At 55.2% G+C, this 22,904-nt stretch carries 32 protein-coding genes, 1 tRNA gene and 1 pseudogene; 24 read left to right on the forward strand and 10 right to left on the reverse strand.

The genetic code is table 11. The features are described 5' to 3' along the window. Nucleotides 1–47: 47 nt before the first annotated feature. Together AC1MEW_RS25945 and AC1MEW_RS25950 are read right to left on the reverse strand one after the other, a co-directional pair. Nucleotides 48–650: a hypothetical protein gene (locus tag AC1MEW_RS25945; RefSeq protein WP_480424114.1), complete on the reverse strand. Its 603-nt coding sequence runs from the start codon at nt 648–650 to the stop codon at nt 48–50. Between the two features lie 53 nt (nt 651–703). Continuing rightward, entirely contained in the window at nt 704–943 is a 240-nt protein-coding gene (locus AC1MEW_RS25950) for a hypothetical protein (protein ID WP_480424116.1), read from the reverse strand. 114 nt (nt 944–1,057) lie between these two features. Between AC1MEW_RS25950 and AC1MEW_RS25955 the strand changes: the two genes are divergently transcribed. From AC1MEW_RS25955 to AC1MEW_RS25980, 6 genes are all read left to right on the forward strand, one after another. Beyond that, complete coding sequence (locus tag AC1MEW_RS25955; RefSeq protein ID WP_480424117.1) at nt 1,058–1,792, forward strand: S24 family peptidase; 735 nt, start codon at nt 1,058–1,060, stop codon at nt 1,790–1,792. Nucleotides 1,793–1,854: 62 nt separating this feature from the next. Further along, on the forward strand, nt 1,855–2,601 hold the full coding sequence (locus AC1MEW_RS25960; RefSeq protein WP_480424119.1) for a HipA family kinase: 747 nt from the start codon (nt 1,855–1,857) through the stop codon (nt 2,599–2,601). Nucleotides 2,602–2,660: 59 nt separating this feature from the next. Beyond that, on the forward strand, nt 2,661–3,434 hold the full coding sequence (locus AC1MEW_RS25965) for a DUF3037 domain-containing protein (protein WP_480424121.1): 774 nt from the start codon (nt 2,661–2,663) through the stop codon (nt 3,432–3,434). Nucleotides 3,435–3,614: 180 nt separating this feature from the next. Further along, complete coding sequence (locus AC1MEW_RS25970; RefSeq protein ID WP_480424123.1) at nt 3,615–3,836, forward strand: hypothetical protein; 222 nt, start codon at nt 3,615–3,617, stop codon at nt 3,834–3,836. 175 nt (nt 3,837–4,011) lie between these two features. Further along, complete coding sequence (locus AC1MEW_RS25975; protein WP_480424125.1) at nt 4,012–4,254, forward strand: hypothetical protein; 243 nt, start codon at nt 4,012–4,014, stop codon at nt 4,252–4,254. 87 nt (nt 4,255–4,341) lie between these two features. Beyond that, nucleotides 4,342–4,737: a hypothetical protein gene (locus AC1MEW_RS25980; protein ID WP_480424126.1), complete on the forward strand. Its 396-nt coding sequence runs from the start codon at nt 4,342–4,344 to the stop codon at nt 4,735–4,737. Between the two features lie 189 nt (nt 4,738–4,926). On the opposite strand, the gene AC1MEW_RS25985 is transcribed toward AC1MEW_RS25980, so the two are convergent. After that, on the reverse strand, nt 4,927–5,307 hold the full coding sequence (locus tag AC1MEW_RS25985; RefSeq protein WP_480423647.1) for a DUF6713 family protein: 381 nt from the start codon (nt 5,305–5,307) through the stop codon (nt 4,927–4,929). Between the two features lie 426 nt (nt 5,308–5,733). Here AC1MEW_RS25985 and AC1MEW_RS25990 point away from each other — a divergent pair, with 426 nt between their 5' ends. The 10 genes from AC1MEW_RS25990 to AC1MEW_RS26035 all read left to right on the forward strand — a co-directional run bounded on the left by AC1MEW_RS25990 (nt 5,734) and on the right by AC1MEW_RS26035 (nt 10,875). Then, nucleotides 5,734–6,009: a hypothetical protein gene (locus AC1MEW_RS25990; protein WP_480423649.1), complete on the forward strand. Its 276-nt coding sequence runs from the start codon at nt 5,734–5,736 to the stop codon at nt 6,007–6,009. After that, nucleotides 6,006–6,197, forward strand: coding sequence for a hypothetical protein (locus tag AC1MEW_RS25995; protein ID WP_480424128.1), 192 nt, complete (start codon nt 6,006–6,008; stop codon nt 6,195–6,197). Before AC1MEW_RS25990 ends, AC1MEW_RS25995 begins: the two co-directional genes overlap by 4 nt. Beyond that, nucleotides 6,194–6,388, forward strand: a complete 195-nt coding sequence (locus AC1MEW_RS26000) for a hypothetical protein (protein ID WP_480424129.1) — start codon at nt 6,194–6,196, stop codon at nt 6,386–6,388. The genes AC1MEW_RS25995 and AC1MEW_RS26000 overlap by 4 nt, the downstream gene beginning before the upstream one ends. Further along, nucleotides 6,385–6,756: a hypothetical protein gene (locus AC1MEW_RS26005; protein ID WP_480424131.1), complete on the forward strand. Its 372-nt coding sequence runs from the start codon at nt 6,385–6,387 to the stop codon at nt 6,754–6,756. The genes AC1MEW_RS26000 and AC1MEW_RS26005 overlap by 4 nt, the downstream gene beginning before the upstream one ends. A gap of 158 nt (nt 6,757–6,914) precedes the next feature. Further along, nucleotides 6,915–8,036: a coiled-coil domain-containing protein gene (locus tag AC1MEW_RS26010; RefSeq protein WP_480424133.1), complete on the forward strand. Its 1,122-nt coding sequence runs from the start codon at nt 6,915–6,917 to the stop codon at nt 8,034–8,036. A gap of 55 nt (nt 8,037–8,091) precedes the next feature. After that, a complete protein-coding gene (locus AC1MEW_RS26015; protein ID WP_480424134.1) occupies nt 8,092–9,081 on the forward strand; it encodes a RecT family recombinase in 990 nt (329 codons plus the stop codon). Continuing rightward, complete coding sequence (locus AC1MEW_RS26020; protein ID WP_480424135.1) at nt 9,081–9,743, forward strand: lambda exonuclease family protein; 663 nt, start codon at nt 9,081–9,083, stop codon at nt 9,741–9,743. The genes AC1MEW_RS26015 and AC1MEW_RS26020 overlap by 1 nt, the downstream gene beginning before the upstream one ends. 2 nt (nt 9,744–9,745) lie before the next feature. Then, nucleotides 9,746–9,988, forward strand: coding sequence for a hypothetical protein (locus AC1MEW_RS26025; protein WP_480424136.1), 243 nt, complete (start codon nt 9,746–9,748; stop codon nt 9,986–9,988). Beyond that, nucleotides 9,985–10,434: a hypothetical protein gene (locus AC1MEW_RS26030; protein WP_480424137.1), complete on the forward strand. Its 450-nt coding sequence runs from the start codon at nt 9,985–9,987 to the stop codon at nt 10,432–10,434. The genes AC1MEW_RS26025 and AC1MEW_RS26030 overlap by 4 nt, the downstream gene beginning before the upstream one ends. An 87-nt stretch (nt 10,435–10,521) precedes the next feature. Beyond that, nucleotides 10,522–10,875 carry a hypothetical protein gene (locus tag AC1MEW_RS26035; protein WP_480424138.1) on the forward strand — a complete coding sequence of 118 codons (354 nt, stop codon included), beginning with the start codon at nt 10,522–10,524 and terminating at the stop codon, nt 10,873–10,875. Between the two features lie 4 nt (nt 10,876–10,879). On the opposite strand, the gene AC1MEW_RS26040 is transcribed toward AC1MEW_RS26035, so the two are convergent. After that, nucleotides 10,880–10,973 (reverse strand) — tRNA-OTHER (locus AC1MEW_RS26040). Between the two features lie 299 nt (nt 10,974–11,272). Here AC1MEW_RS26040 and AC1MEW_RS26045 point away from each other — a divergent pair. Beyond that, nucleotides 11,273–11,674 carry a hypothetical protein gene (locus AC1MEW_RS26045; RefSeq protein ID WP_480424140.1) on the forward strand — a complete coding sequence of 134 codons (402 nt, stop codon included), beginning with the start codon at nt 11,273–11,275 and terminating at the stop codon, nt 11,672–11,674. On the opposite strand, the gene AC1MEW_RS26050 is transcribed toward AC1MEW_RS26045, so the two are convergent. Further along, the gene (locus AC1MEW_RS26050) at nt 11,655–11,846 is read right to left on the reverse strand and encodes a hypothetical protein (RefSeq protein ID WP_480424141.1); all 192 of its coding nucleotides are present in this window, start codon (nt 11,844–11,846) and stop codon (nt 11,655–11,657) included. The two genes, AC1MEW_RS26045 and AC1MEW_RS26050, sit on opposite strands and share 20 nt — an antisense overlap. A 95-nt stretch (nt 11,847–11,941) precedes the next feature. On the opposite strand from AC1MEW_RS26050, the gene AC1MEW_RS26055 reads away from it, so the two are divergent. After that, complete coding sequence (locus AC1MEW_RS26055) at nt 11,942–12,169, forward strand: hypothetical protein (protein ID WP_480427395.1); 228 nt, start codon at nt 11,942–11,944, stop codon at nt 12,167–12,169. Nucleotides 12,170–12,221: 52 nt separating this feature from the next. Here the strand turns inward: AC1MEW_RS26055 and AC1MEW_RS26060 are convergent, their stop codons facing one another. Together AC1MEW_RS26060 and AC1MEW_RS26065 are read right to left on the reverse strand one after the other, a co-directional pair. Next, nucleotides 12,222–13,094, reverse strand: coding sequence for a DUF2971 domain-containing protein (locus tag AC1MEW_RS26060; RefSeq protein WP_480424142.1), 873 nt, complete (start codon nt 13,092–13,094; stop codon nt 12,222–12,224). 172 nt (nt 13,095–13,266) lie between these two features. Then, nucleotides 13,267–13,683 carry a hypothetical protein gene (locus AC1MEW_RS26065; RefSeq protein WP_480424143.1) on the reverse strand — a complete coding sequence of 139 codons (417 nt, stop codon included), beginning with the start codon at nt 13,681–13,683 and terminating at the stop codon, nt 13,267–13,269. A 223-nt stretch (nt 13,684–13,906) separates the two neighbouring features. Here AC1MEW_RS26065 and AC1MEW_RS26070 point away from each other — a divergent pair, with 223 nt between their 5' ends. Then, nucleotides 13,907–14,764, forward strand: coding sequence for a phosphoadenosine phosphosulfate reductase domain-containing protein (locus AC1MEW_RS26070; protein ID WP_480424144.1), 858 nt, complete (start codon nt 13,907–13,909; stop codon nt 14,762–14,764). A 76-nt stretch (nt 14,765–14,840) separates the two neighbouring features. Here the strand turns inward: AC1MEW_RS26070 and AC1MEW_RS26075 are convergent, their stop codons facing one another. Both AC1MEW_RS26075 and AC1MEW_RS26080 read right to left on the reverse strand, forming a co-directional pair. Beyond that, nucleotides 14,841–16,085, reverse strand: a complete 1,245-nt coding sequence (locus tag AC1MEW_RS26075) for an HNH endonuclease (RefSeq protein ID WP_480424146.1) — start codon at nt 16,083–16,085, stop codon at nt 14,841–14,843. 204 nt (nt 16,086–16,289) lie between these two features. Then, on the reverse strand, nt 16,290–17,075 hold the full coding sequence (locus tag AC1MEW_RS26080) for a nucleotidyl cyclase domain-containing protein (protein WP_480424147.1): 786 nt from the start codon (nt 17,073–17,075) through the stop codon (nt 16,290–16,292). Between the two features lie 80 nt (nt 17,076–17,155). Between AC1MEW_RS26080 and AC1MEW_RS26085 the strand changes: the two genes are divergently transcribed. From AC1MEW_RS26085 to AC1MEW_RS26105, 5 genes and pseudogenes are all read left to right on the forward strand, one after another. Then, a complete protein-coding gene (locus tag AC1MEW_RS26085) occupies nt 17,156–17,584 on the forward strand; it encodes a hypothetical protein (protein WP_480424149.1) in 429 nt (142 codons plus the stop codon). Nucleotides 17,585–17,633: 49 nt separating this feature from the next. Continuing rightward, nucleotides 17,634–18,109 (forward strand): annotated as a pseudogene (locus AC1MEW_RS26090) (SAM-dependent methyltransferase). 496 nt (nt 18,110–18,605) lie between these two features. After that, complete coding sequence (locus AC1MEW_RS26095) at nt 18,606–19,007, forward strand: hypothetical protein (protein WP_480424150.1); 402 nt, start codon at nt 18,606–18,608, stop codon at nt 19,005–19,007. Further along, the gene (locus AC1MEW_RS26100; protein WP_480427346.1) at nt 18,893–20,074 is read left to right on the forward strand and encodes a tyrosine-type recombinase/integrase; all 1,182 of its coding nucleotides are present in this window, start codon (nt 18,893–18,895) and stop codon (nt 20,072–20,074) included. Before AC1MEW_RS26095 ends, AC1MEW_RS26100 begins: the two co-directional genes overlap by 115 nt. A gap of 274 nt (nt 20,075–20,348) precedes the next feature. After that, nucleotides 20,349–21,803, forward strand: a complete 1,455-nt coding sequence (locus AC1MEW_RS26105) for a tyrosine-type recombinase/integrase (RefSeq protein ID WP_480424151.1) — start codon at nt 20,349–20,351, stop codon at nt 21,801–21,803. 285 nt (nt 21,804–22,088) lie between these two features. On the opposite strand, the gene AC1MEW_RS26110 is transcribed toward AC1MEW_RS26105, so the two are convergent. Next, nucleotides 22,089–22,877, reverse strand: a complete 789-nt coding sequence (locus tag AC1MEW_RS26110) for an IclR family transcriptional regulator domain-containing protein (RefSeq protein WP_083348756.1) — start codon at nt 22,875–22,877, stop codon at nt 22,089–22,091. Nucleotides 22,878–22,904 lie beyond the last annotated feature (27 nt).

Raw genomic sequence — 22,904 nt, forward strand, 5'->3', positions numbered from 1 at the left:
CTGTTGAAAAAGCCGGGATTGCGTCCCGGCTTTTTTGTGCCTCGAATTTAGTGAACCTGCGAACCCACAATGGCTGCTCGATCAGCCATAGCAACCGCGTGCGCGGCAAGTGAACGGCAGAAGGATTCGAAAGATCCGGCGTAGCCTTTGTCTTTGTGGTCAAACACACCGTCCGCGAAAACCTTTCCGCCCAGGCCAGCGACAAGACCGAAGCTTGTCGATATTCCTGCAAACACCTGAAGGGCGTCATCGATGTTCGACCCGATCTGCTTCACAGCGAGAAGGCCATAACGGCTCGATAGCTCGATAAGTGCGCGGTCGCGCCAAGGCTGATCGAGAGCGCCGACCCACGACTCTTCAATCCACGAAGGGATTTCAATGCGGTCACCACTGTCATCGAGCCAGCGCTCAACACGCTTACTCCACGCCTTGAAGGCGCGACCGTAAGCCTGCATGTCTGCGGTTTTGGTCATCCCCTGCAGATCAGGAAAGCCCTTTTCCTTGCAGCGCTCCGGCGCACGGTCAAAGAGCTGATGGTTGAGCTGCTCTGCAAAGCCGTCCTGACTCATGCTCGTCCGAGCGATCATGTCGCGCGCAATCGCGACCAAAACCGCATCGCGTGTTTCGTGTCGCAAGTTCGACGTTTTCATGGGGACTACTCTCTTCTAATCTGGCTTCAACGGGTCAGCGACGGTGCTGGCTGTCAGGCGGCTACTTGGGGTTTTGATTCGGTGAGAAGCTCGTACAGATCGGGCCGCAGGCCGGACATGGTCAGATCTCCACTTGTTGCGGCTTGAAGCTTTTTCGAAAGCTCCAGTGAAGGCTTCCGATGACCGCCCGCAATTTGGTAGAGGTAGCCGACGCTGGTGCCTGCCGCTGCCGCAACTCGACCGCGCTCAGGTGCGGCCGCCTTCTTGAGCCACTCTTGCATTTGGGTGGTCATGGGTATTCTCCGTTTATCTCGCACAGAGTTTATCCTCCAGCTAAATTATTTAGCAAGCAAGAGTTTAGCTCGGAGAATATTTATCATTTAGCTAAGAGCTGCAATAATTAGCGCATGGATATTTACGCGATCAGAAAGCGCAACCTGGAAGCCCTCGCAGGCAACAGAAAGCGAAAAGAATGTGCGGAGAAATGGGGAACATCGTCTTCGGTGTTGAGCCAGATCCTCTCCAAAAACCCGGTCAGGAACTTGGGGGATGAGCTCGCGCGCAGGATTGAGGCCGCCGAAGACCTGCCGAAGGGCTACTTGGACAATGTCCGAGATATGTCACTGGTCGCTGAGTCAGCGACGGAATCTCAGCACACAGATCTAAAGGATATCGCTCTCTGGGATGACTCCACGCCTATCGATGATGACGAAGTTTCTGTGCCCTTCCTTCGTGAAGTCGAGCTTGCCGCCGGCTCTGGCCGCTTCGTCATTGAGGAAAGCTCTAATTCTTTCCTGCGGTTCGGAAAGCGAAGTCTTCGTCAGAACGGTGTCCAGTTCTCGAATGCAAAATGCGTGACTATTCGTGGCAACAGCATGCTTCCGATACTGAGAGATGGGGCTACGGTGGGAGTCAACACCGGCATCACCTCGATCTCCGATGTCACTGATGGCGACCTGTACGCGTTAATTCACAATGGACAGTTGCGCGTAAAGCAGCTCTACAGACTTCCGTCAGGTGTTCGCCTGCGCAGCTTTAACCGCGAAGAACACCCGGATGAAGACTACACGTTCCAGGACATCCAGGATGAGCAGATCAGCATCCTCGGACATGTGTTTTGGTGGGGTATGTACGCGCGCTGATTTGAGCTGGCGGCCGACCAGTTCCATTCTTCAACCTTTTATTTGCTTCGCAGGGATTGCTTATGCCGGAACGTGTCACAGCAAAGGAAATCATAAGGCAAAGCAGTCAGGGCATTTCGGTTCAGCCTTTTCTTGTTAGAGCAGATGACGACCAAACTTACTTCGTCAAGGGCCTTTCTAGGGCTCTCGGGGGTGGACTCATGTCTGAAGCGCTAGCTGCCGAATTAGGTGCGCACCTAGGGCTGCCGATACCCCCATGGCGAATTATCGATATCCCTCAGGAGCTAATTGACTTCAGCGTCATGGATAACGTTAGGGATCTTGAAGGTGGCCCCGCATTTGGGTCTCTTCAGGTTGAAAATGCCTCTGACTTGCTCTGGGCAAAGGTCCCCGACATCCCCACGGAATTAAAGAAGCGAGTATTGCTATTTGACTGGTGGATTGGAAATGGCGATCGAGGCCTTGGCCCGTTAGGTGGTAATGTAAATTTAGTCCTCGATCAATCTGGGGGCTTAATGGTGATAGACCACAACGTAGCCTTCGACATCGGCCTCACAGGCGAGGAATTTAGGATGTACCACGTATTCCGTGACCAGCTAAGCACCCAGACCGGGGAACTGCTCGCTCGTCTGGAATATTTGCCTATGCTTGACGCAGCTATGGCGGACTGGGGTAGGATCACGTCCCTTTTGCCAGAAGAATGGATAAGGCGTGACTCGGGTCACGGCGATGAAACCGAGCCGACCCTCGAGCAGAGGCTTCAACTACTGGAAAGGTTCAAGGAAGAGCAGTTCTGGGGGCAGCTATGAAACATATTTGTAATTATTCGATATTGAGATTTCTCCCGTACCCTGAAACGGGGGAATTCGTGAACATTGGCGTCGTGCTCTTGGCGAACAATGGCGAGTTTCATTATAAAATCGAGCCAACTCGCAAGCGCGTGACTCAATTTTTCAAAACCTTAGATCATAAGGTGTACATCCGAGCTCGCGATGAAGTCCAGGACGAGTTTAAGAGGCTTGCCGAGTTTTTTTACGGGCATCGTGGCGAAATCTCACTGCTGGCTAGCACCTTTAAGCATCTCATTCACGCCCGCGAAACCATGATGCGATTCAGCAAGCCTGGCTCTATCGCGACCGACAATATTCCTGCGGTTGTTCAAGAGCTGTATGACCACTATGTCAATCACAGCTTTGCAAACAAGGAATACCAGGAGCGGGTTCTTGAGCGACAGCTTGGAAATCTTCTGGCAATGTCGAATTTAAAGCAGCGGTACAAAGAGCAGCGCTTAGGCACAAAGGAATACGAAGTTCGCTTCCCTTTTGTTGTATTGGATGACGGAGATGCAGCTCAGGCAATCAAGCCCCTTTATTTGGGGCAGAGCGAGCCGTCTAGGATCCTAGATCATGGCGATGCTTGGGTGGCCAGGGTCAAAAGACTTAGCAAAGCCGACCACTTGGCAAAGGACACTTTGTTTATCGTAGAGCCACCCGAAGGTGGCAATTCGAAGTTGCAGAGTGCTTACGGAGAAGTTGTTGAGGCACTGACCGAGTTCCACGGTGTTAGGGTTGTCAGCAATCGCGAAACTAATGCCGAAATCGTCCAAGAAATAAAGCGCGGCTTGCCTACAACAATGCACTGATCGAAGCCCGGCCCAGTGCCGGGCTTTTTCATTCCCGCCCTTCGTCGCGCCACTATTGAGCTGTCACATTGCGTGGCTGCACACTGGTCGAGCTGACGGATCGGCGCCCCTTCGACAGATAGCCCGCCCAGTGCGGGCTTTTTGTTGTCTGCGCCCAATGCCCTGATGAAGGAGTGAATCGTGGCCCACCCAAAACTATTCCCGGACATGCTGGCCAGCCTTCAATTGAATCAAATGATGATCGGCGAGGCCTTTGAGGAAATCGCAGCCTGGCTCGAAAAGGAAGGTTCGACAGAAACGGCGCAGAAGCTGAGGGTTCGGGTCGGCGACCTGAGATTCAACGCGGAGGTAATGGACAGGGCAATTACAGAGCTGCTCACTTCAGACGAGATCATGCACTGACCGCCTTTACCGACCGAGCCAAAAGACAGTTCGAAGCCCGCCAAGCGCGGGCTTTTTTGTGCCTGAAATTCCGCATCCCTTGCTTCCATGACAACAAAGAGCTAAACGAGGATATGCACATGCTAAATTTTTTAGCAAAAAGCTATTGACGCCATATTTAGCTTAGAGCTAAATTATGTTCAAGCCATCAAGCAACACCGGCCCAGCAGCGAAAGCCGCGCCGCTCTTCAGATCCACCGCTTCACCTTGCCGGATCACCACCGGCCCAGATTCAAAGGCAGCGATGAACCGGCCTCAACGGTTCAGAGGGTTGGCAACTGACCCGGGCGTGCAGCGTAAAACGCCAAGAACAGTTATCCAGCGGGAGAACAAGCCGAAAGGCCCGTGGCTGGAAGAACAATTTGAGATAGGCCAGTGATCGACGCCAGAAGCGGGTTACGGCGGAAAGCATCACTGGAGCGCCTTGGCGACAGGGCGTTCTGGGATGACAACCGAGGAATGATCGATGACACCCGAACAGAAAGTGAAATTCCTGATCCTGGCGCTCGATGCGCGCTGGCGGCAAAAGGAAGCGCCGGATTACGCCGCGATGACCGGAGCCGACGTGGATGCTGGTTATGCCTCTTTGGTGGATGCCGGGGAGCACTGGGATAGCCGAAACGAAACTCGCTGCGGCGACGTTGAGACGGATGTCCCGTGCGACGGTGGCCGCCATTACGAAGCCAAGTCGGTCGCTGCCCAGCTACCAGACGGCACATGGGTCGGTTGGACGCACTACTACGGCGGCGGCAAACACGCAGAGCCAGACGCCATCGAGTGGATGAGCGACGCCTACGACCTCTCCTGTGTCGAGGAAGAGAAGGTGGTGACGGCTCGCACCTTCACAAAGATCGCTGCATAGGCCAACCAGCGCCACGTCAGCCTGACGATAACTGCCCGAGCACCTGGTACTCCCCAGCGCCAGGCCGCATCGGAGTGTGATCTAACCTAGACCCCTTTTGCCCGGCAGTTGTCGGAGCATCGCTTCACAGCGGCGGTTAGATCACACCCCGATGCGGACGAAACTGCGGCCTATAACCGCCCACCTGCATCAAATCGCAGGCACGTTAACCCGCGATTCAATATTTCGGGTCTTGACCAGCAACCATATGGAGCTGATCAGGCAAAGAACGATGACAGCAATCGACAGTGGCAAGTGAAACAGGTGGGAGCCGGCAACAGCGAAGCCGGTGTGAATGACGAACGTCAGCACTCCTAGACCAGCACAAATTTTGGCGTACAAAAAAGCACTGCTCGTACCAAGCAAAACATGCCGATAACCAATCAACAAAAAGGGAACGGCCACGGCATTGAAAAGGAGAAAGCCCTGTATTCCGCCGGGCACATAAAGCATCTCCCATTCGCGCCAAAAGGCCGCATCTATCTGATGTAGAACCAGCAAAAGAGTCGTCAAAAAGTAGCTTCTTTCCATTTAAGCAGCCCCCAGCGGGTTAGTGATTTTCGTCCATGCTCACAGCGCTGAAGATCATAAGAGGTAGTGCCACGAAACGCTAACTCATCACCGTTTCAAGTAAGTCTTTTGATTGCACTAGCAGCGACATCGCACCGCTACACGCTGCCGACCCTCCCCCGACCAAACCCGCATGCACTCCCCTCCGCGCCCAACGGCAACCAGCGGAACGGATGAGTGCAGCCGAGTTTTGTTGGATAAACACCCGCCACTTTGGAGCCGACCATGTCAGCACTACGCAAAGCTCAGTTTGAGTACGACGAACTTCTGCCGCCGCCAGTCAGCGAGCGTGACCAGGCGGAAACAGAGTGGTTTGAGCACTCCGCTGAACAGTTGGTATGCGGCTCGGACGTAACGTGGAAGCGCCGATCTAGCCCGGAGCGGAAGGTGACCAAGGCGGAGTACGCCGAACACCTGCAGCTGCATCTGACCCAGCGGCAGATCGACGGACTAGATGATCGTGACTCGTTCGCTAACCTGGTGCTGGCGGTGGTCGTAGGTAGCCCGGCCGAGGCGCTGACCCACGCCAAGCACTTGCTGGGCAGTAACAGCCCGGTCACGCAGCTCGAAGCAATCGCCGCCACCTTTCTTCGCTCGCACGCCGCCGATGCGGTGGCTGCCGAGCAGGAAGCAGCCGAGGACGACGTGGATGGTGATTTGTGAGCCCGCACATCCTGATCGACCAAGCCCTTGAGGGAGTGGCCACGCCATTCGGCGCTGAAGACATCAGCCTGCTGGTCCAGGCGCTGATCACCCGCCTCTTCACCGATGGCGCGATCACCACCGACGAGTTCAACCACTACTGCAGGCGACTGCGCGACATCTGTCTGCGGCGCAAGGAGACGGCATGAGTACGGCACCGGTTAAATCACTGATCGACGAGCAGCTCGATGAGATCGAATCAAAGCTGGTTCTGCTGGGTTTCGGTCTTCCCTTCAATGAGGTGATCGGCAAGTCCCGCGAAGCCCTGGTCGCCAACCTGCCGCGTCGTCTTGCGGCGACCATGAAGGGCGGCCGGATCGCGGTGAGGGTTCGGCCGTGAGCTTTTTCGAAGACAGCGTGGCTGACGGAAGCCACTGTATGAGCTGTTGCGGCTTCATCGGCGAAGATATTGGCTACCCGCGTTGCTGTCGGAATTGTGGCGGCGAAGGAAGCGAGCCAAACCCCGAGGGACACAAAAAACGCATGAAAGCCGAAGCAATGGCCCGCTTCGATACCTGGCTGACCAAGACCGGGCTTGCCTACAAGAAACACAACAACGGCTTCCACGTTGTACTGAAGCTTCCTGATGGTCGAATGATCGACTGCTGGCCAAGCACGAAAAAGTGGCTGCTTCGAGGTCAGCGTATTAGTCGTGACGGCAAGGCGCTTCATGAGCTGGTGCTGCGGCAATTGAGGCCGTGGTCATGACCTCCTACCAGCGCGCCAAGCGCTTTTGGTTCTGGCGCGGCTCAGCCATCGCCCTGCTCTTCTTCACTGCCTGGATGCTGGCAAGCGCCTATTCCGGCCAGATCACTCAATAACCCTCACACCTTTCAAGGCTGCGCACCGCGCGGCAAGGAACTGTCATGTCCGCAAAACAAGCACTCGCGCAAGACTCGCTCGAAATGGGCGAAGCTGAAGCCGCACAAAACTCCGTTGTCCCTTCGGTTGCCGTCACCGATATCGCGGAATACCGGCCGCACGAGGAGCAGATCGTTCGCCTGGAAACTACTTACGCGAAGCTGGTCGTTGACTGCTCGACCAGCGAAGGCTTGGCGAATGCGAAGGAAGTTCGCGTCGATATCCGCGACGTGCGCTACGCCCTGGCAAACACCACCAAGACCGCGCTTGTTCCGTATCAGCAGAAGGTCAAGGATGCCCAGGCTCGCGTCAACCAGGTTAAGGAGTTCGGCGAGGCGTTAAAGGATCGCGTGTTGGCGATTGAAGCGCCGGTCGACGAAGCAATTAAGGCCGAAGAGAAGCGCGTAGCTGACGCCAAGGCCGAGCGCGAGCGTGTCGAGGCTGAACGTGTCGAAACCATCCGGGCAAAGATCACCCGCTTCAGCTCTGTCGCCGCTGCCTATGCGAGCCGAAGCGCTGCCGATATCGCCGACATCCTGCAAGGCGTGAAGCTATCGGTGATCCTCCCCGAGGAATATGCCGAGTTCGAAGCTGAAGGCACCATCGCTCGCGACAACGCCATTGAGCAGTTGGAAACACTGCACAAGTCTGCCGTTGAGCGAGAAGAAGCGGCCGCCAAGTTGCTGGCCCAGCAGAAAGAACTCGACGAACTGCGCGAGAAGCAACGCATTGCCGACGCCGAAGCCGAGGATCTGCGCAAGCAGCGTGCCGAAGAAGACCGCCTGCGTTTGAAGAAGCAGCAGGACGATCTGGACCAGCAGCGCCGCGACATGGAAGCGCAGCAACGCCAGCAGCGCGAACGCGACGCCCAGTATCAACGTGACCAGGACGAGCTTATTCGCCTGCGCGCCCAGGCTGCCGCGCCGGCCACGGTCACTCCAGTGGCTGCTCCAATAGTCGAAGAGAAGGCCGAAGTCACGCCGATCACAACGCATGCAGCAGCTGCTGAAACCGACGACGTTACTACAGCCGCCCCATCGGTTGACGACATCGTCGAGATTGTCGCTCTGGGCTTCGATGTGAGTATCGATACCGCTCGCGCCTGGCTTCGCGCCATCCGCTTCTAACTCCCCTCTTTCCATCTAAAGGCCGACCAACTCCTGGCCGGCCACGGAGAGCGCAATGACCGATTCAGACACCCAAGCACAAACCGGCCTCGCCACGTACCACGATCCATCGCACAACGCGGCAGCGCTCATTCTCGACCCTGGCACCATGAAGTCGATGAGCGACCTCGCGCTGATGATGTCGAAAGGCGTGACAGCGGTCCCCAAGCATCTGAGGGGCAATCAAGCTGACTGCATGGCGGTGGTGTTACAGGCGATGCAGTGGCAGATGAACCCATTCGCTGTTGCGCAGAAGACATTCATCGTCAACGGCGGCGCATTGAGCTATGAAGCGCAGCTCGTCAACGCGGTGATCATCGCGAAGGCCCCCGTCAAGGGTCGCTTGAACTTCGAATGGTTCGGCGCCTGGGAAAACGTCATCGGGAAGATGCGCGAAGTCACCAGCCGGACCAAGCAGGACGAGGACACTGGCGAGTTCAAGAAGTATCGCGTCCCCGGATGGAGCTTTGACGATGAGAAGGGCCTAGGCATCAAAGTTTGGGCAACCTTCAAAGGCGAAGACGAGCCGCGCATTCTGGAGCTTCTGCTTACCCAAGTCCGCACACGGAACTCTACGCTTTGGGCGGAAGATCCCAAGCAACAGATCGCCTACCCGGTGACAAAAAAATGGGCGCGACTCTTCTGCCCTGACGTCATTCTCGGCGTCTATACCCCCGACGAATTCGAAGACTCGTACGGCGGCGAAATCGATATCACGCCTGCCAAGCAGGCTTCAAACACCACGGCCACTGCTGGCGTGTCGTTCGGCCCGAAATCCCCCTCACCGGAAATCGACGGAGTATTCGCCGACCTTTTGGCCGTCGCGAAACAGCAGGACATCGACGCCTATGCGGCAGCTTGGGCAGCTCTCAAGCCGAAGCAGCGCGCAGCAATCGGCCTTGAATGCCACGAAGCGCTCAAGAGTATGGCGGCAACCGTTGATGGCGACTTTACCGAAATGACCGACAATAACGACGACCTGACTCAGGCCGAGGAAGCGGCGTAGTGAGAACGGAACTTCAGGGCACTGAAAAGTGGAATGCAGACCGATCTGGGCGAGTAACCGCCAGCCGATTTAAAGACGTGTTGGCCTGGGGTAAGCCCGACAAAAATGGCAAGCGCGAGCCGATGCAAGCGCGTACCTCCTACATGCGCGAACTGTGCTTCGAGCGACTGGCAAAGAAGTCGAAACACAACGTCAGCAGTGCTTCCATGAAGTGGGGCCACACCGAAGAGCAGAAGGCGCAAGACGCATACGAGATGTTGACCGGCAACATCGTCGTACCGTCCGCATTCATCGTCCACCCGAAGTACGACTGGCTCGGCTGCTCGCCAGACGGTCTGGTCAACGATGACGGGGGCACTGAGTCGAAGTGCCCTTTCAACGAGGCGATACATGTCAGGACCTGGCTCGAAGGCATGCCTGAGGAACACATGCCGCAGGTCCAGGGCTGCATGTTCGTTACGGGCCGGAAGTGGTGGGACTTTCTGTCGTTCGATTCTCGCCAAGATGAAGAGTGTCAGCTCTACATCGAGACGATTCACCGCGACGAAGAGTACATCGCCAACCTTCACAAAGAGCTGGTCCAGTTCAACCTGGAACTGAATCGCATGGTTGATGAAGTCGCGGACAAAGCCAGGGCGCAAGCCCATCGTTTAGGAGCCTGAGCATGATCAGCCTCAACCTCAATGCAGTTCGAGTGAAACAAACCGACTCTGATCGAATCGCTGCCGCGATGGCTGATTTCTGGACGCGCCCCGGCGGTACCTTCAGAGAGTTGCCGCCGGTTCGAATGGAGCCCAAGCCAGCGCGACGGGAGTGGGTAGACCCTGAAACGGTACTCAAGCGGCGTCCAAAGCCGATATCGGCCGCCGACCGCAAGGCCCTACGCAAAATGGCGGAGTCGCTATGAGCAAGCGCAAGCCCCACAACCTCAAGGCCCGCGTAGACCGATCGTGCCGCTCGCTGCTGGCAACCAACCACGTCGCAGTGGTGAACATCGACCCCAGCGGTCACCAGGGCATGATCAACCACAAGTCGCTGAAGAACATCGCTCCCGGGAAGATTGGCCAGGCCGTGTGTGGCATCCCCCACCGCTGGACGATCTACCTCAGCGCTCTTTGTATTGATGCCCGCGGCGACCGCTACAACAAGTCGATAGAGGTGGCGCCGGACGGAGTGTATCTCTCCGACCATCTGGAAGAAGTGATCGAGCATTGCTACAAACAACTGCGCGACTCGGCCAATCAAAGCCAGGTGGTGGCTTCTGGCTGGATCGCTATTCCGGAATCGATATCGCTCGATGAGGCTCACGCAGCGCGGATATTTGAAGCGGTCGGCGCCTGGAATCAACAGTAGGTTGCAGCTTGAAATGCTTCCGCACCCAACAACGCAAACGACAGACCTAGCTGGACTTGCCGGCCAGCGGAATTGAAGAGGTAGGCCATGGCCGAGGTACAAGAGCCAACGAAGGAAGCGATCAAGCAGAAGAAAAAGCGCGAGAAGTCGGCAGCAAAGGACGCTGCATTGGGCGTCGAGAAGTTTACGGTTGAAGTGGCCGGTGTGTTCAAGCCTGACCTGAAGGCGGTCATGAAGGCCCACGGCATCAACAACCAGCAGGACGTTCACCAGCGATTGCTGAAGAACCTGATCGACGCAGACTTCGAAACGCAGGAATGGATGCTGCAGAATGTCACGACACCTTATGAGATTCCAGAAAAGGTGTCGCAAGCATTCTATGAGAAAAGCATGGCCGAACTAGCGGCCGACCCAGGCGATGAAATCATATCGCCCGGATAAGAATTGGTGGGAACGGGGGGAGTTGAACCCCCTGCGGTGCTGTCCGGAAACCAGCGTTACTCGTCGAGTTCTTCGCAATTTGAAAATCGAACGTTCCCAGAACCGCCCCACCTAATTCAAATGCTGCTGTTGTGCTCATCAGTAATGCTCCTAGATCAATGTCGGTAAAAAATGGGAGTGCCAATGGAAGCGCCCACCCGCCTACTGTGATTAGGTCCGATGCAATAGCCAAACCGCTGAAAAACTTCTCTTTTACGCCAGCCTTCACTCCGTGCTCGTTAGAGGTCGCACTATGGCGAGCTCTGCAATGGCCGGGATATTACACGCTGATCACCCAAAATTTCAAACAGTGCCGCTCACCGAGATATCGGAGGGCGGCGCCTGACTGGAGATATCCATGAGCCACAACTGCGCATACGTCCGGCAGCACTATCAGGTGCCTGCCGAAGTCGGCCGCCGCGTAATCGCCTACGGTAAGCCCGGCGTCATCCTGGCGGATCGCGGCCACTACATCGGGGTAGTGCTGGACGAAGATCCGAAGAAGAGGATCAGCAACTACCACCCTACCCACGAAATGCAGTATGGCGAGATGGCCAAAACGCTACCTCTGAAGGAGTGGCTGGTTCTGCCGTTCAAGCATGACTGGGATGATCTCAACTGGAGTCGTGAGGCCAGAGAAGACCTGGTCCGGGTTTGGGCCGCCACCCGAGGGCAGGCCAAGTACAAGGCCTATGAGCGACTTCAGGACTACTGCCACAGCATAAAGGCAATGCTCCACTTCAAAGTCCGGCGCGCCTGATCTTCTTCTCCGGTTCGGTGCCGTATGCCAGCTCACGCCACTGCGCCAGGTCAGCGATCAGCTTAAGCCCGTGGCGAACCTCGGCCTCAAGCCTTTCATCAGGAAGGCTGAGCAGCCGCACAACCTCATCACCGATCAGGCATATCGCTTCCACATCGGTTTTCGTGCTCATCGCAGTCACCGTCAGGTTTTTGCTGAGTGCAAATCATCGTCCCAATTTACGAATCACGCCAGCCGACGAGGCAGGCGTCTGCCTGGAGATAACCCATGAGCATTCCCGCAAATGCTTTGAGCGACGAAGAGTGCCTGCACTACGCAGCGCTTGATCCGGCGGCCGCCGCCGAACTCACCCGACGCCTAATCTCGCAGAGCATCGACCCAAGCGCCGAGCGTGAAGAGTTGCGTGAGGACATCGCGCAGGAGTTCAAGTCGGTACTTCAGGACAAGATCGGTGATGCTGCCGCGTTGTCGCTGGGCACGTTCGATCCGAAGTAAGCGCAACAGGCCGGGCAACCGGCCTGATCTACTGATGTCCGGTGCCCCACAACTACTCCCCTCTACCTAACCAATGAAATAAATCGTCAGCCCCGTCTAAAAGACTTGACTGTTCAACAGAACAAGGAAGACCGAAGGATTTTGCAATTGCGCAAACTGCCTTAACATACGGACTTCTTACAAATGGGGATACATAAACCCCATCAATAAGACTGAAAACATCGCAGTGCGCCATATATGGCTTAATAACAAAATCATCCAAATTATTTATATCTAGATCAGGACACAAAAAAGCGCGCACTTCGTTCTCGTGCGAATAAGACACTCTTTTCAGCAACGGCATTATATGACCATCAACAACGCAATCGGTTGGTACGATGGAGGGATCGAAATAATCTAAATACTTTACTTTTCCAAGAAATATTTTTGTTTGTCTTTCCGTGGCAACTGCAGACCCCAAAGCTTGCTTCAGTTTGCCAACAGTAGTTTTTACCGCAACTCCTTTCCCTTGATCACTGTAAAGTTTCCACATAGCCTCTGATTGATACTCAGAATAGTACCAGCAACTTACTAGCGTCCCCTTTGACACCGAGTTTAACAACTTACGAAACACCGCTGAACGTGTTGCCAACTGATCTTTAGCCTTTCGGATTGCACCTAAAAACTCTGGTGTTTTTTCATGGACTGAATTTTCCAAGGAAGACACAAAATTGATTACATCTTCATAAACAGGATCACTGGCCGAATACATTGCTTTGATGGCCACAGCCGGAGGAAAACCTTCATACGGATCGGAGGCCATATAGGAGTCAAGAGGTGCAAAATAAAGCCCACCATCATCCAGTAAGTTTACAAATTTATCTAGCGACATGTATCTCCACAAAATCATGTCGTCATTTAAACTTTTTAGCACTTCTACTTCCACCATGCCTCCTTGATCTGACTCAATGCCGGGCTGAACACAAATACCGCACCTTTACGAATCACGCCAGCCGGCGAGGCAGGAAGCCGCACGGACGGATGACACCGAATAACCATGTGCTGCCGAGCTCGCTGATCAAGCTTGTGACCGACATTTATTTGAAGCGGAGCAAACCTCAAAGATCAGCAGCCCTAATCACGTCGGTTTCACCACTATATTCATCCGCAAATGAAGATATTCCCTCCAAAGCTCTTTCGGCGGCATCGCTAAGCCCGCACAAAGATTTGTAGTTTTCATCTGAAAGATGCCCATCAATGGAAATTTTCTCTAGAACTTTGAGCATTCGATTTGCGGACAGGGCTATGTTCTGCACTTCCCTGGCGACCAAGGCTCCAGGGAGTTCATAAATAGGTAACTTTGCAATCCACAGCACCGCCGCCTCCAGAGCGTCCGAATGACGTGGTGCACTCCCTTCCAAGAGGATATCGGGCATCTTCCTGGCTGCATCCATCACACGCCTAGCGACAATTTCAGCAACCTCAACTGTAGCTCTCAGCGACGCAATACGTTGAAGCCTGGCTTCTTCCGCCACGTGGTTAATCTGGTCTCGAAACAACTTTCGCGACTGGCGTCCTTGCCACCATGCAACGCCTATAGCAACAACCAAAGCAACGAGCGATCCAATCGCTTGAGCCCATGACGCTAGTCCTGAGTGACTCTCTATCCAACCCAAATCTATCTGCTCCTTCCGGCGGCATGCCTAGTCATCAAGCAATAGCCCACAAACACACTTCATGCCAGCAGGCGAGGATCCCATGTCACCATATGAAATATCAGGGACCACCGTCGTGAGCTTCTCCGGCGGGCGGACCAGCGCCTACATGCTGCGCCAGGTGCTGGACAACAACGATGACGTCAGCGATCTGGTCGTCACCTTTGCCAACACCGGGAAGGAACACCCGGCCACCCTGGAGTTTGTCAGGGAATGCGCAGAGCGCTGGGCAGTGCCGATTGTTTGGCTTGAATTCCGGGACAACGAGGCCGGGTTTGAGGTGGTCGATTTCGCCAGCGCCAGCCACCAGGGCGAGCCGTTCGAAGCGCTGATCTGCAAACGGAAGTACTTGCCCAACCCGGTGACCAGGTTCTGCAGCATTGACCTGAAGATCCGGATCATCCACAAATATCTGCGTAGTCGAGGTCTGTCGACCGAAGACAACCCGGTGGACATGATGACCAGGATTCGTGCCGACGAGCCGCGCCGGGTCGTGAAGATCCGCCACCGGAAGAGCACCAGCGAGAGCAAGTGGGCCACGATGGTTATGCCGCTGGCTGATGCTGGTGTCGGTGTGCAGGACGTGACGGACTTCTGGGCCGGCCAACCATTCGACCTGATGCTGCCAACGATCAACGGCCGGCCCCTAGAAGGCAACTGCGACCTCTGTTTCCTGAAGGGCGCCAAGCAGGTCTATTCGATCATAGCCAACGACCGTCCCAAGGCTGAGTGGTGGGCTCGCATGGAAAGCTCAGTGGTATCCGGGGGTAAGTTCACCGGTAACGGCGCGCGATTCCGCAGTGACCGACCCAGCTATCAGCAAATGCTCGACTACTCCGACACCCAATTCGACATGTTCGCCGACCACGATGAGGCCATTGCCTGCTTCTGTGGTGGCTGAGGATCCCGCATGGAAATCACTTACGGCTCGGCCCCGTCGGGCATCGAGGCCGCAACCATGGCTTTACACACATTGACTAGCCTTTGAAAACTTGGGCCCTGTGGTAACGAAGAAAGACCTGCTGCTCTTGGGTGAATGTCCCGACATTGGTCACACCGCTCAGGCCCCACGAAGAAATGACGACCCTAGCGCTCTGTTCAACCAATACGTCTCCGTTGTCCTCAAAGGACATCCAGCCACGATCGAACAGTTTATCTACGTGAGGTGCCAACAATAGGCCGTTATGACCATCAAGGCGCTCGCTATTATCGCCACTCTTCCAGGGCTTGATATGACTGGCCACCAGGAATCGAGTATCGGTAATGCCAGTGAGCCTGCACCGCTTCTCAACCGACTGCACACGCTGGCGAAATAGGCCTTGCCCAACTCGAGCCCTTGTTAGCTGCTCACGCTCCGTCGGAGGTATGCTCTGGTCCAGGTCAATAGCTTTTTGCTGCGCGTCCTCCAGAGAATGGTCCTCTAGCTCTAGTAAGTGATCGACAGAAACAGGGCTATCCTGACGCGCTAGCTCTAATACGAGCTCCCCCAGATCGGCAGAAACACTTGCCAAATAACAGCTTTGATTACCATTTCCGTTGCTCTGCAGGGGTGAGTTCTTTGGGGGGAGTAACGGAGCAATAGCGTCCAAGTGGGTTTTCGGTGCAATTGGCAGATCGAGCACGACCCACTCAACTGGGACTAACCAGCCGTCGGTAGACCAGTTACCGCCTGCCGAACCAAACTCCTCAGGCTTTGGCTGCTCCAGGTATTGAGCAGTTACCACACCGATTGCCCGAATCTCGGCACCCGCGTAAGAAAACACAATGTCACCTGAGTGCACTAAGGTGAGGTTCAGATAGGTCTGATTCCGAGCGCCATTGCTATTTGCTTTAGGTGACCAGACATAACCACCCTCGATCTCAGATCGGTACGTTTGCTTGTGATTTACCCACCAAAATTTCTTCGTTAGGACCTTCGTCGACACGATCAAATCAATAATGTCTGATGAGTACAGCGAACGATTGCTGGCCTGGCCGCTAGGAAGAAGACATCGAATGGAATGACCTAGCTGAGCATGCTTTATCAACTCCTGCTCGGAGGTCACGTCGATATCTTTGGTTTTCTCATTCCCTCCATCGATGTAAACCCTATAGGAGCGCTGGCCGGTGGAGTCATCGGCCTGAAAGATGGGATGGACTCTGTCTCCGCTCTCATTCATGAAATAAACGTTCTCTGAAACCATTCGTGATCGTCCTACCAGAACCGCACCCGACTCTTCCATGAACAACTCTCGACGATAATTTTTTGAATCTTAACACTGGCTCGCGATAGGTTATCGGACCGACTTCATCAGCAAGCCCATCACCAAGGCTCCAGCAGGTTCACTTGTGCGGCAACAGCGTCAGTCCGCCGCCGATGGCTGCTCTGGCACTAGCCAATGATCCTTGGCTAGTGCGAAAAATTCAGGCGGCTGCCGCTTAACTCATTAAGCTGACTCTTCCTCGTCAGTAAACTTATGTTCATGTAGTGACCACTGATGAAGTAGATATGCAATCTTTGGATGAGACGCTTTGGACGTTTTAAGAATATCCTCCTCGACCTTTTTTAATTGATCGCTAATCTTAGAGCGCTCCCGCCTAAAGCCGCGCATATCTACTAAACATGAAACGAGATCAAAATAAGCAACCCCATCAAAGCCTCGCTTTATGAATGGCTCATCGGAAGCCGGTGTTGCTAGAACTAGAGTTTTATTGTAGAAGTCAGCAACTTGATCAGAAACAACAACGCGAGGATAAACAGCAGCCTTGCTTTCAATAGCATAAGCCTCGTTCATAGCTGGCCCGAATAGCGCACCGCCCCGTTTATGGACCAACTTACCTACAGAAATACCGCCTCGCATCAGCATTCCCAGATCAAAGAAGAACTGTACATTTATCAGCCTAAGAGCACGAAGTAATAGATTACATGATGCAGGATTATCGGCTGGCGCTGAAATTACGAAAGAATCGGAGAACTGAGTAACAACTAGATCGAAATGCCTATCCATTACGTCGACAATTCTATCGCCGTGATGTTCAGCAGCGCTGATCATGCCATTCTCAGTGAGGTATGGCACCGTACCATAAACAACTTTCTCTAGTTCTGCGCCTCTGAATTGCTCAAACAGATCAAATAATGACTTGGCAATCAGCGGATCATTCAGAGACTGATCGATTGCGCTTTTGAATCCTAAAAGATCGATAAAGCAAGTAAGTCGATTCTGGTACTCCATACCCCTCCCGTTTAAAAAATTCTGCATACCGCAGCCTATCCCAACAACAAGTCAGCCGCTATAGCGGCAAAGGAACAGTCATGCCTGAAGAAACTCTTTTGATTCAACCATTGCCCGTGCAGCGCGACGATTGCGGGCTTTGGACACATCCGGCCTGGCCATCCACCGATGACGAACCGATCCCTTACGCATGGTTCACCGAGCGGGGCCTGGAGGTTCGTGAGCGAAATTTCGAGGGTGACGCCCCGGAGGAGCTGCAAGCGGCCTGGTTCGCCAGCGGGATCGCAAATTGCACTGACTGGGAGCCAACTCCGCCCGCCGGCGACGGCTGGTTCATCTTCTCGATTCACGATATTGACGACGGCCCAATCTGCGTATGGGTGCGTTATGTGCCGAGCTTGCAGCGTGAAGTCAATGCAGTAGCCGCCGGCAAAGAGTTTTGCGGCGCCTGCAGTGATGGCTGCGGGTCGTGCAAGGTCGCCGAAGAAAGTCCGCAGGTGACACCATGATCGCCCTCGCCTGGTTCGCCTGCGTGTACTGCTACAAGGGGCCGCGGTGATGAGCGCTGCCGCGAAAGTCCTCGACCCCTGCAGCGCCAGCCGGATGATGTGGTTCGACAAGCAGGACCAGCGCGCGCTGTTCGGCGACATCCGTGATGAGGAACACGTCCTATGTGATGGGCGAGTATTGAAGGTTGAGCCGAACGTCATCATGGACTTCCGCTCGTTACCCTTCAAAGACAGCACTTTCAAGCTGGTCGTCTTCGACCCGCCGCATCTCACCCGTGCAGGCGTCGATAGCTGGATGCGGGCCAAGTACGGCGTACTGACCGCTGACTGGCGAGACGATATCGCCAAGGGGTTTGCCGAGTGCTTCCGCGTGCTGGCCCCCGATGGAATCCTGATCTTCAAATGGGCCGAGGCCCAGGTACTGGTCAGCGAACTACTTGCGCTCACCGATCAAAAGCCCCTGTTTGGACACAAGTCCGGCAAGCGTGAAAAACGCACTGGATCACGCTCATGAAGCGTGAATAGAAACCGCCCCATCAGCCACCAAAACGAACCGTAGTTTCGGCAACTGATGAGACGCAAGCTTCAACTATAGCTCACTTGCAACCCCCTAATTGACCACTCACAGCCTGCCGGTGAACGGCGGGAGAGGAATTCTGCATGCAAAAAGTCATGCGATCAGTCGCAGATCCCAGCGCGGAGCACGGCTTTCGAATCGAGCCTGCGTCATATGAGCAGGCCGAAGAAGTGGCAGGGTTCCGGCTTGATCGGCGGCGTAAATACTGGATAACCGAGGACGGCGAGGTCGAGGAAGAAGGCATTGTGACGTTGGCGTGTAGCGGGTGCAGCTGCGGATGCGAGGGTAGCTGTAGTTGCGGCCCATCGTCTGGATGCAGTGAGTGCGGCTACACCGGCAAACGGCGCTTCTACTTCGGTTACCCCGCGCAGTCGCCAGAACAACGAAAAGAACTCCAAAACCTATAACCACCTTCTGCCGCCACGCGCGGCATGGAGCACCCCTATGTCAAATCGCAGCGCGGCCCAGGTCGCGCCCATCCTTCCGCGCTTCATTCGCGCTGGCGAGGCCTACGGCTATCTCGGCATGTGCCGGGATGAATTCAACAAAACAGTTCGGCCCAATGTCCGGGAATTCCCGATCGGGAAACAGGGCATCGGCTTCGACCGGATCGAGCTCGACCAATGGGCGGACGCCTGGGTCGAGTCAATGGCAATTGAAAAAGCAGCCAATCAGGACAACAATCAGCCCCGCAGTGGGCGCCAAGGAGTTAATAAATGGCGCGAAAAACCATGTCCGGCCTCTACGAGAGGAACGGCATTTGGCACATCGACAAAGTCGTCCGAGGTCAGCGACTTCAAGAAAGCACTGGATCAAGCGAAAGGGAAGAAGCCGAGCAGTACCTGATTCATCGCTTGGAAAAGCTCAGGCAGGAGAAAGTTTACGGCGTGCGCCAGGTGCGAACCTGGCGGGAGGCTGCGACGAAGTTCCTGGTGGACTTCAAGGATCAGGCGTCAATCGCCTTGTCTGCTTCGCACATCGAGCAGTTGGACCCGTACATCGGTGACTTGCCGATCACGCACATTGATGACGGGACGCTTGCCGCCTTCAAGCGAGATCGGCAAAAGCCCACCAAGACAGCAACCGGTAAGGTGAAGCCAGGCGTTTCGAACAGGACGGTCAACATCGCCCTGCAGCGAGTCGTCCGGATCTTGAACCTGTGCCACAGGAAGTGGCGAGACGCAGAAAAGCGGCCGTGGCTGGAGAGCGTGCCGATGATCTCGATGCTGGAGGAAAAGAGATCCGCCCGAAAACCCTACCCGATGTCGTGGGAAGAGCAGGCGATCTTGTTTCCCGAGCTGCCAGATCACCTGTTGAGGATGGCCCTCTACAAGGTGAACAGCGGTTGCCGGGAACAGGAAGTATGCAAGTTGCGATGGGATTGGGAGATACGCGTGCCCGAACTGAACACCAGTGTGTTTTTGATACCTGCCGGATTCGGCGGGCGAAGTGAAAAAGCAGGGGTGAAGAACGGCGATGAACGCCTGGTGATCCTGAACAAGGTGGCCATGAACATCATCGACAAGCAGCGCGGCCTACACAAAGAGCTGGTCTTCCCCTATGGACAGCCAGATCAGTTTGGGGCCACGGCCATGCACCGGATGAACGATTCAGCCTGGAGGAAGGCCAGGAAGCGCGCGGCGGACAAGTGGGAGAAAGCCAACCAGTCGCCAGCGCATCTGGGGTTCAGGTCATTTCGGATTCACGACCTGAAGCACACCTTTGGCAGAAGGTTGCGTGCTGCAGGCGTGACACTTGAGGACCGAAACATCTTGCTTGGGCATAAAAACGGAAGCATCACGAGCCACTATTCTACCGCAGAGCTTGGGCAACTGATCGAAGCGGCAAACAAAGTGTCAGCCACCGATTCGCGAGGACCGGCCCTGACCATACTCAGGAGGAAAACGGGATGATCCCCCGCAAAAGTCCCTACGCGTAAAAAAGCCGAACTGGCTAGAGTCCGGCTAAGTTACTGATAAATATGGTCGGGACGGAGTGATTCGAACACTCGACCCCTAGCACCCCATCTCCTTTTTCATACTTCTTGAAAGCTTCCAAAATTTTACTCTGGATTTTTCTAAGCTAGTATTTACTTGAGCTCCAGCGGTGTTCTGCTCTACGAGAGTCCAGTAACGTCCATCAAGAGCCGACGTTTTTGTGGGGGGAAAAGTAGGGGGAACTCATTTTATGGCCAAAATCACCATCAAAGAACTTGAGTCGCTGACCGCCGATGATTCCGGCCGAATCCTCAGGGAGGATGGCAATCTCGCCGGTCGAATCTCAGTCCGTAAGGACGGTGTGTCAGTCAGTTTTTTCTATCGGTATCGCTGGGGCGACCAGAACAAAGAGTACTCCTGCGGATCCTGGCCGCGCAAATCCCTGACGGACATCCGCAAGGCACGCAACCTGGCCCGTGCGCTCATCGATGAGCAGATCAATCCCAACGAGCAAAAGAAAACCGCCAAGGCACAGGCGCATGCCGCAACGAACGCAGAGGCCGAACAGGAAAAGATCAGGAAGGTGCAAACACTAACGGTCCAGGATCTGGCCAAGGCCTGGCTGTTGGATGGCGTCGCGCGTAAAGACGGCAATGCCGAGTTGCAACGACGCTTTAATAAGGACCTTTACCCAGCACTCGGCAAGACGTCAGTCAGTAGTGTGTCCGAGCACGATATTCGGGCGCTGATCCGAGCGGTCCTCAGCCGCGGCGCTCACCGGCAAGCCATCAGTTTCTTCGCCGACCTCACTCAGATGTTCGGCTGGGCCAGAAAACGCCAGCCCTGGCGTGCCCTATTAGTCGAGGGCGATCCAACAGAACTGGTCGACATCACCCCACTGATCCCTGCCGACTACGAGGCAGAAAGAAGTCGGATCCTTTCGCCGGCTGAGCTGTTGGAACTGCACAACCGCTTCCAGCAAATGACCGCCGATTACAACGCCCTCCCCGCCGGTCAAAAGTACGAGGGCATTCGACCGTTAAAGAAAGAAACCCAACTCGCGCTCTGGATCAGCCTGGGTACGCTGTGCCGGATTGGCGAGTTACTGCAGGCCGAATGGAAAAATGTCGATCTGGACCAGCAGATCTGGTTCCTCCCCAGCGAAAACGTCAAAGGCACTCGCGGCAAGAAACAGGACCACCATGTCTTCCTCTCCCCCTTCGCCCTGCATTTCTTTCAGGAACTGAAGACCCTAACGGGACATTCCCAATGGTGCTTCCCGAACAAGCTGGATGATGGGCATGTGGACGTAAAAGTGGTGAGTAAACAGGTCGGCGATCGCCAGGCGCGGTTCAAAAACCGCAAGGCCCTCTCCAGACGGCGTCATGACGATACGCTGGTCCTTGCCAACGGCCAGAACGGTGACTGGACACCGCATGACCTGCGCCGAACGGGAGCGACCATGATGCAGGCCTTGAGTGTCAGCCTGGACGTCATCGATCGCTGTCAAAATCATGTGCTGGCCGGCTCTCGGGTGAGACGCCACTACCTGCATCACGACTATGCCGAAGAGAAGAAACGCGCCTGGAATCTGTTGGGCGATCGACTCAGCGCCGTATTGTCCTCAACCTATGAGCACCCACCGACGGAGTCTATGATGTCTTTTCCAGACTACGCAGCCGCAGGAACCCTGCCGTCGTCATAAGTCGAATTCTTATAGCGCTGAATTCCTTGTAGTTTTGTAGCTCTCGCCAAGCGCTTGTTTCAGGTCGACTCCGGCTCGTCGTGATCGGCAGAAACCGGCCAAGAACGGTCATACCCCGTGTAGCAGCTGTCAGGACTGCATAGTCGAACAACCAATTTTGGTCTATGGCAACCACAAACGAGGCCAAGTGCATACTCGTCCTCGCCTCATCCTGCGCTCACACAAGCGCACGGCGAGTGTCCCATGCTCTCTTCTCGCACTCTGACTACAGGGTAACTGGCGCACTCAAAGCATACACCCAAGCAAGGCAGCGTTCTGCTGGAGCACCGGCAGGCATTGATCACGTAATTCCTGAAGGGTCAAACGTGCGGTAAATGTGCTGACACTCATGGCGGCGACCACTTTACCTTGGGCATTTCTCACCGGCACCGCCATTGAACGCATCCCCAGCTCGAGCTCTTCATCGGTAAAAGCAAACCCTTCGATCCGTGCCTGCTCGATCCTGTCCATGATCACTTTCGGGTCGACGATCATGTGAGCCGTGGTCGGTGACGGAGGATTAGTCAGGTAGCGGCGGACTTCTTCGTCGCTCAACCCCGCCAACAAGACCTGCCCCGTTGCCGAGCCATAGGCCGGTAGACGTGCGCCAAGGCGTACGCCGGTAGTCACGACTTTTGCCGTCTCGGCACGGGCAACGAATACCGACCAGCCATCTTCGAATACTGCCAAGGAAATCGATTCCCCGAGCGCTTCACGGGCCGATGCCAAATATGGCTGCGCCAGTTGCGGTAGCGGCGCTGCATCCAGATACGCCGCACCGAGTCGCAAGAACCGAGGCGTAGGTCTGAAGTGCTTTCCATCATGGGTCAGATAGCCCAGATCAACCAGCGTGAGCAAGCATCGGCGGGCAGCGGCACGGGTGGTGTCGGTCAGTGCCGCCGCGTCCGATACCGTCAATTGCGAGTGCTCCAAACCGAACACTTCGATGATTGCCAGGCCCTTTGCCAGGCCCGACATACCTTCCGGCGCGCGCACAGCTACGCCATCAGCGGACGTATTTTTCTTGACAACCATAATTGTCCAACGCTCTAATTGTTCGAG

The organism is Pseudomonas sp. ASL4 (assembly GCF_056680395.1).

What these genes read in the sequence shown, in the direction of transcription:
- AC1MEW_RS26100 (WP_480427346.1), top strand. Translation starts at nt 18,893, where the DNA reads ATGTCCGGCCTCTACGAGAGGAACGGCATTTGGCACATCGACAAAGTC.
- AC1MEW_RS25950 (WP_480424116.1), bottom strand. Translation starts at nt 943, where the DNA reads ATGACCACCCAAATGCAAGAGTGGCTCAAGAAGGCGGCCGCACCTGAG.
- AC1MEW_RS26070 (WP_480424144.1), top strand. Translation starts at nt 13,907, where the DNA reads ATGTCACCATATGAAATATCAGGGACCACCGTCGTGAGCTTCTCCGGC.
- AC1MEW_RS26075 (WP_480424146.1), bottom strand. Translation starts at nt 16,085, where the DNA reads ATGGAAGAGTCGGGTGCGGTTCTGGTAGGACGATCACGAATGGTTTCA.
- AC1MEW_RS25960 (WP_480424119.1), top strand. Translation starts at nt 1,855, where the DNA reads ATGCCGGAACGTGTCACAGCAAAGGAAATCATAAGGCAAAGCAGTCAG.
- AC1MEW_RS25985 (WP_480423647.1), bottom strand. Translation starts at nt 5,307, where the DNA reads ATGGAAAGAAGCTACTTTTTGACGACTCTTTTGCTGGTTCTACATCAG.
- AC1MEW_RS26015 (WP_480424134.1), top strand. Translation starts at nt 8,092, where the DNA reads ATGACCGATTCAGACACCCAAGCACAAACCGGCCTCGCCACGTACCAC.
- AC1MEW_RS26010 (WP_480424133.1), top strand. Translation starts at nt 6,915, where the DNA reads ATGTCCGCAAAACAAGCACTCGCGCAAGACTCGCTCGAAATGGGCGAA.
- AC1MEW_RS26055 (WP_480427395.1), top strand. Translation starts at nt 11,942, where the DNA reads ATGAGCATTCCCGCAAATGCTTTGAGCGACGAAGAGTGCCTGCACTAC.
- AC1MEW_RS26025 (WP_480424136.1), top strand. Translation starts at nt 9,746, where the DNA reads ATGATCAGCCTCAACCTCAATGCAGTTCGAGTGAAACAAACCGACTCT.
- AC1MEW_RS26035 (WP_480424138.1), top strand. Translation starts at nt 10,522, where the DNA reads ATGGCCGAGGTACAAGAGCCAACGAAGGAAGCGATCAAGCAGAAGAAA.
- AC1MEW_RS26045 (WP_480424140.1), top strand. Translation starts at nt 11,273, where the DNA reads ATGAGCCACAACTGCGCATACGTCCGGCAGCACTATCAGGTGCCTGCC.
- AC1MEW_RS26050 (WP_480424141.1), bottom strand. Translation starts at nt 11,846, where the DNA reads ATGAGCACGAAAACCGATGTGGAAGCGATATGCCTGATCGGTGATGAG.
- AC1MEW_RS26000 (WP_480424129.1), top strand. Translation starts at nt 6,194, where the DNA reads ATGAGTACGGCACCGGTTAAATCACTGATCGACGAGCAGCTCGATGAG.
- AC1MEW_RS26110 (WP_083348756.1), bottom strand. Translation starts at nt 22,877, where the DNA reads ATGGTTGTCAAGAAAAATACGTCCGCTGATGGCGTAGCTGTGCGCGCG.
- AC1MEW_RS26030 (WP_480424137.1), top strand. Translation starts at nt 9,985, where the DNA reads ATGAGCAAGCGCAAGCCCCACAACCTCAAGGCCCGCGTAGACCGATCG.
- AC1MEW_RS25975 (WP_480424125.1), top strand. Translation starts at nt 4,012, where the DNA reads ATGTTCAAGCCATCAAGCAACACCGGCCCAGCAGCGAAAGCCGCGCCG.
- AC1MEW_RS25980 (WP_480424126.1), top strand. Translation starts at nt 4,342, where the DNA reads ATGACACCCGAACAGAAAGTGAAATTCCTGATCCTGGCGCTCGATGCG.
- AC1MEW_RS25955 (WP_480424117.1), top strand. Translation starts at nt 1,058, where the DNA reads ATGGATATTTACGCGATCAGAAAGCGCAACCTGGAAGCCCTCGCAGGC.
- AC1MEW_RS25945 (WP_480424114.1), bottom strand. Translation starts at nt 650, where the DNA reads ATGAAAACGTCGAACTTGCGACACGAAACACGCGATGCGGTTTTGGTC.
- AC1MEW_RS26105 (WP_480424151.1), top strand. Translation starts at nt 20,349, where the DNA reads ATGGCCAAAATCACCATCAAAGAACTTGAGTCGCTGACCGCCGATGAT.
- AC1MEW_RS26095 (WP_480424150.1), top strand. Translation starts at nt 18,606, where the DNA reads ATGTCAAATCGCAGCGCGGCCCAGGTCGCGCCCATCCTTCCGCGCTTC.
- AC1MEW_RS26085 (WP_480424149.1), top strand. Translation starts at nt 17,156, where the DNA reads ATGCCTGAAGAAACTCTTTTGATTCAACCATTGCCCGTGCAGCGCGAC.
- AC1MEW_RS26080 (WP_480424147.1), bottom strand. Translation starts at nt 17,075, where the DNA reads ATGGAGTACCAGAATCGACTTACTTGCTTTATCGATCTTTTAGGATTC.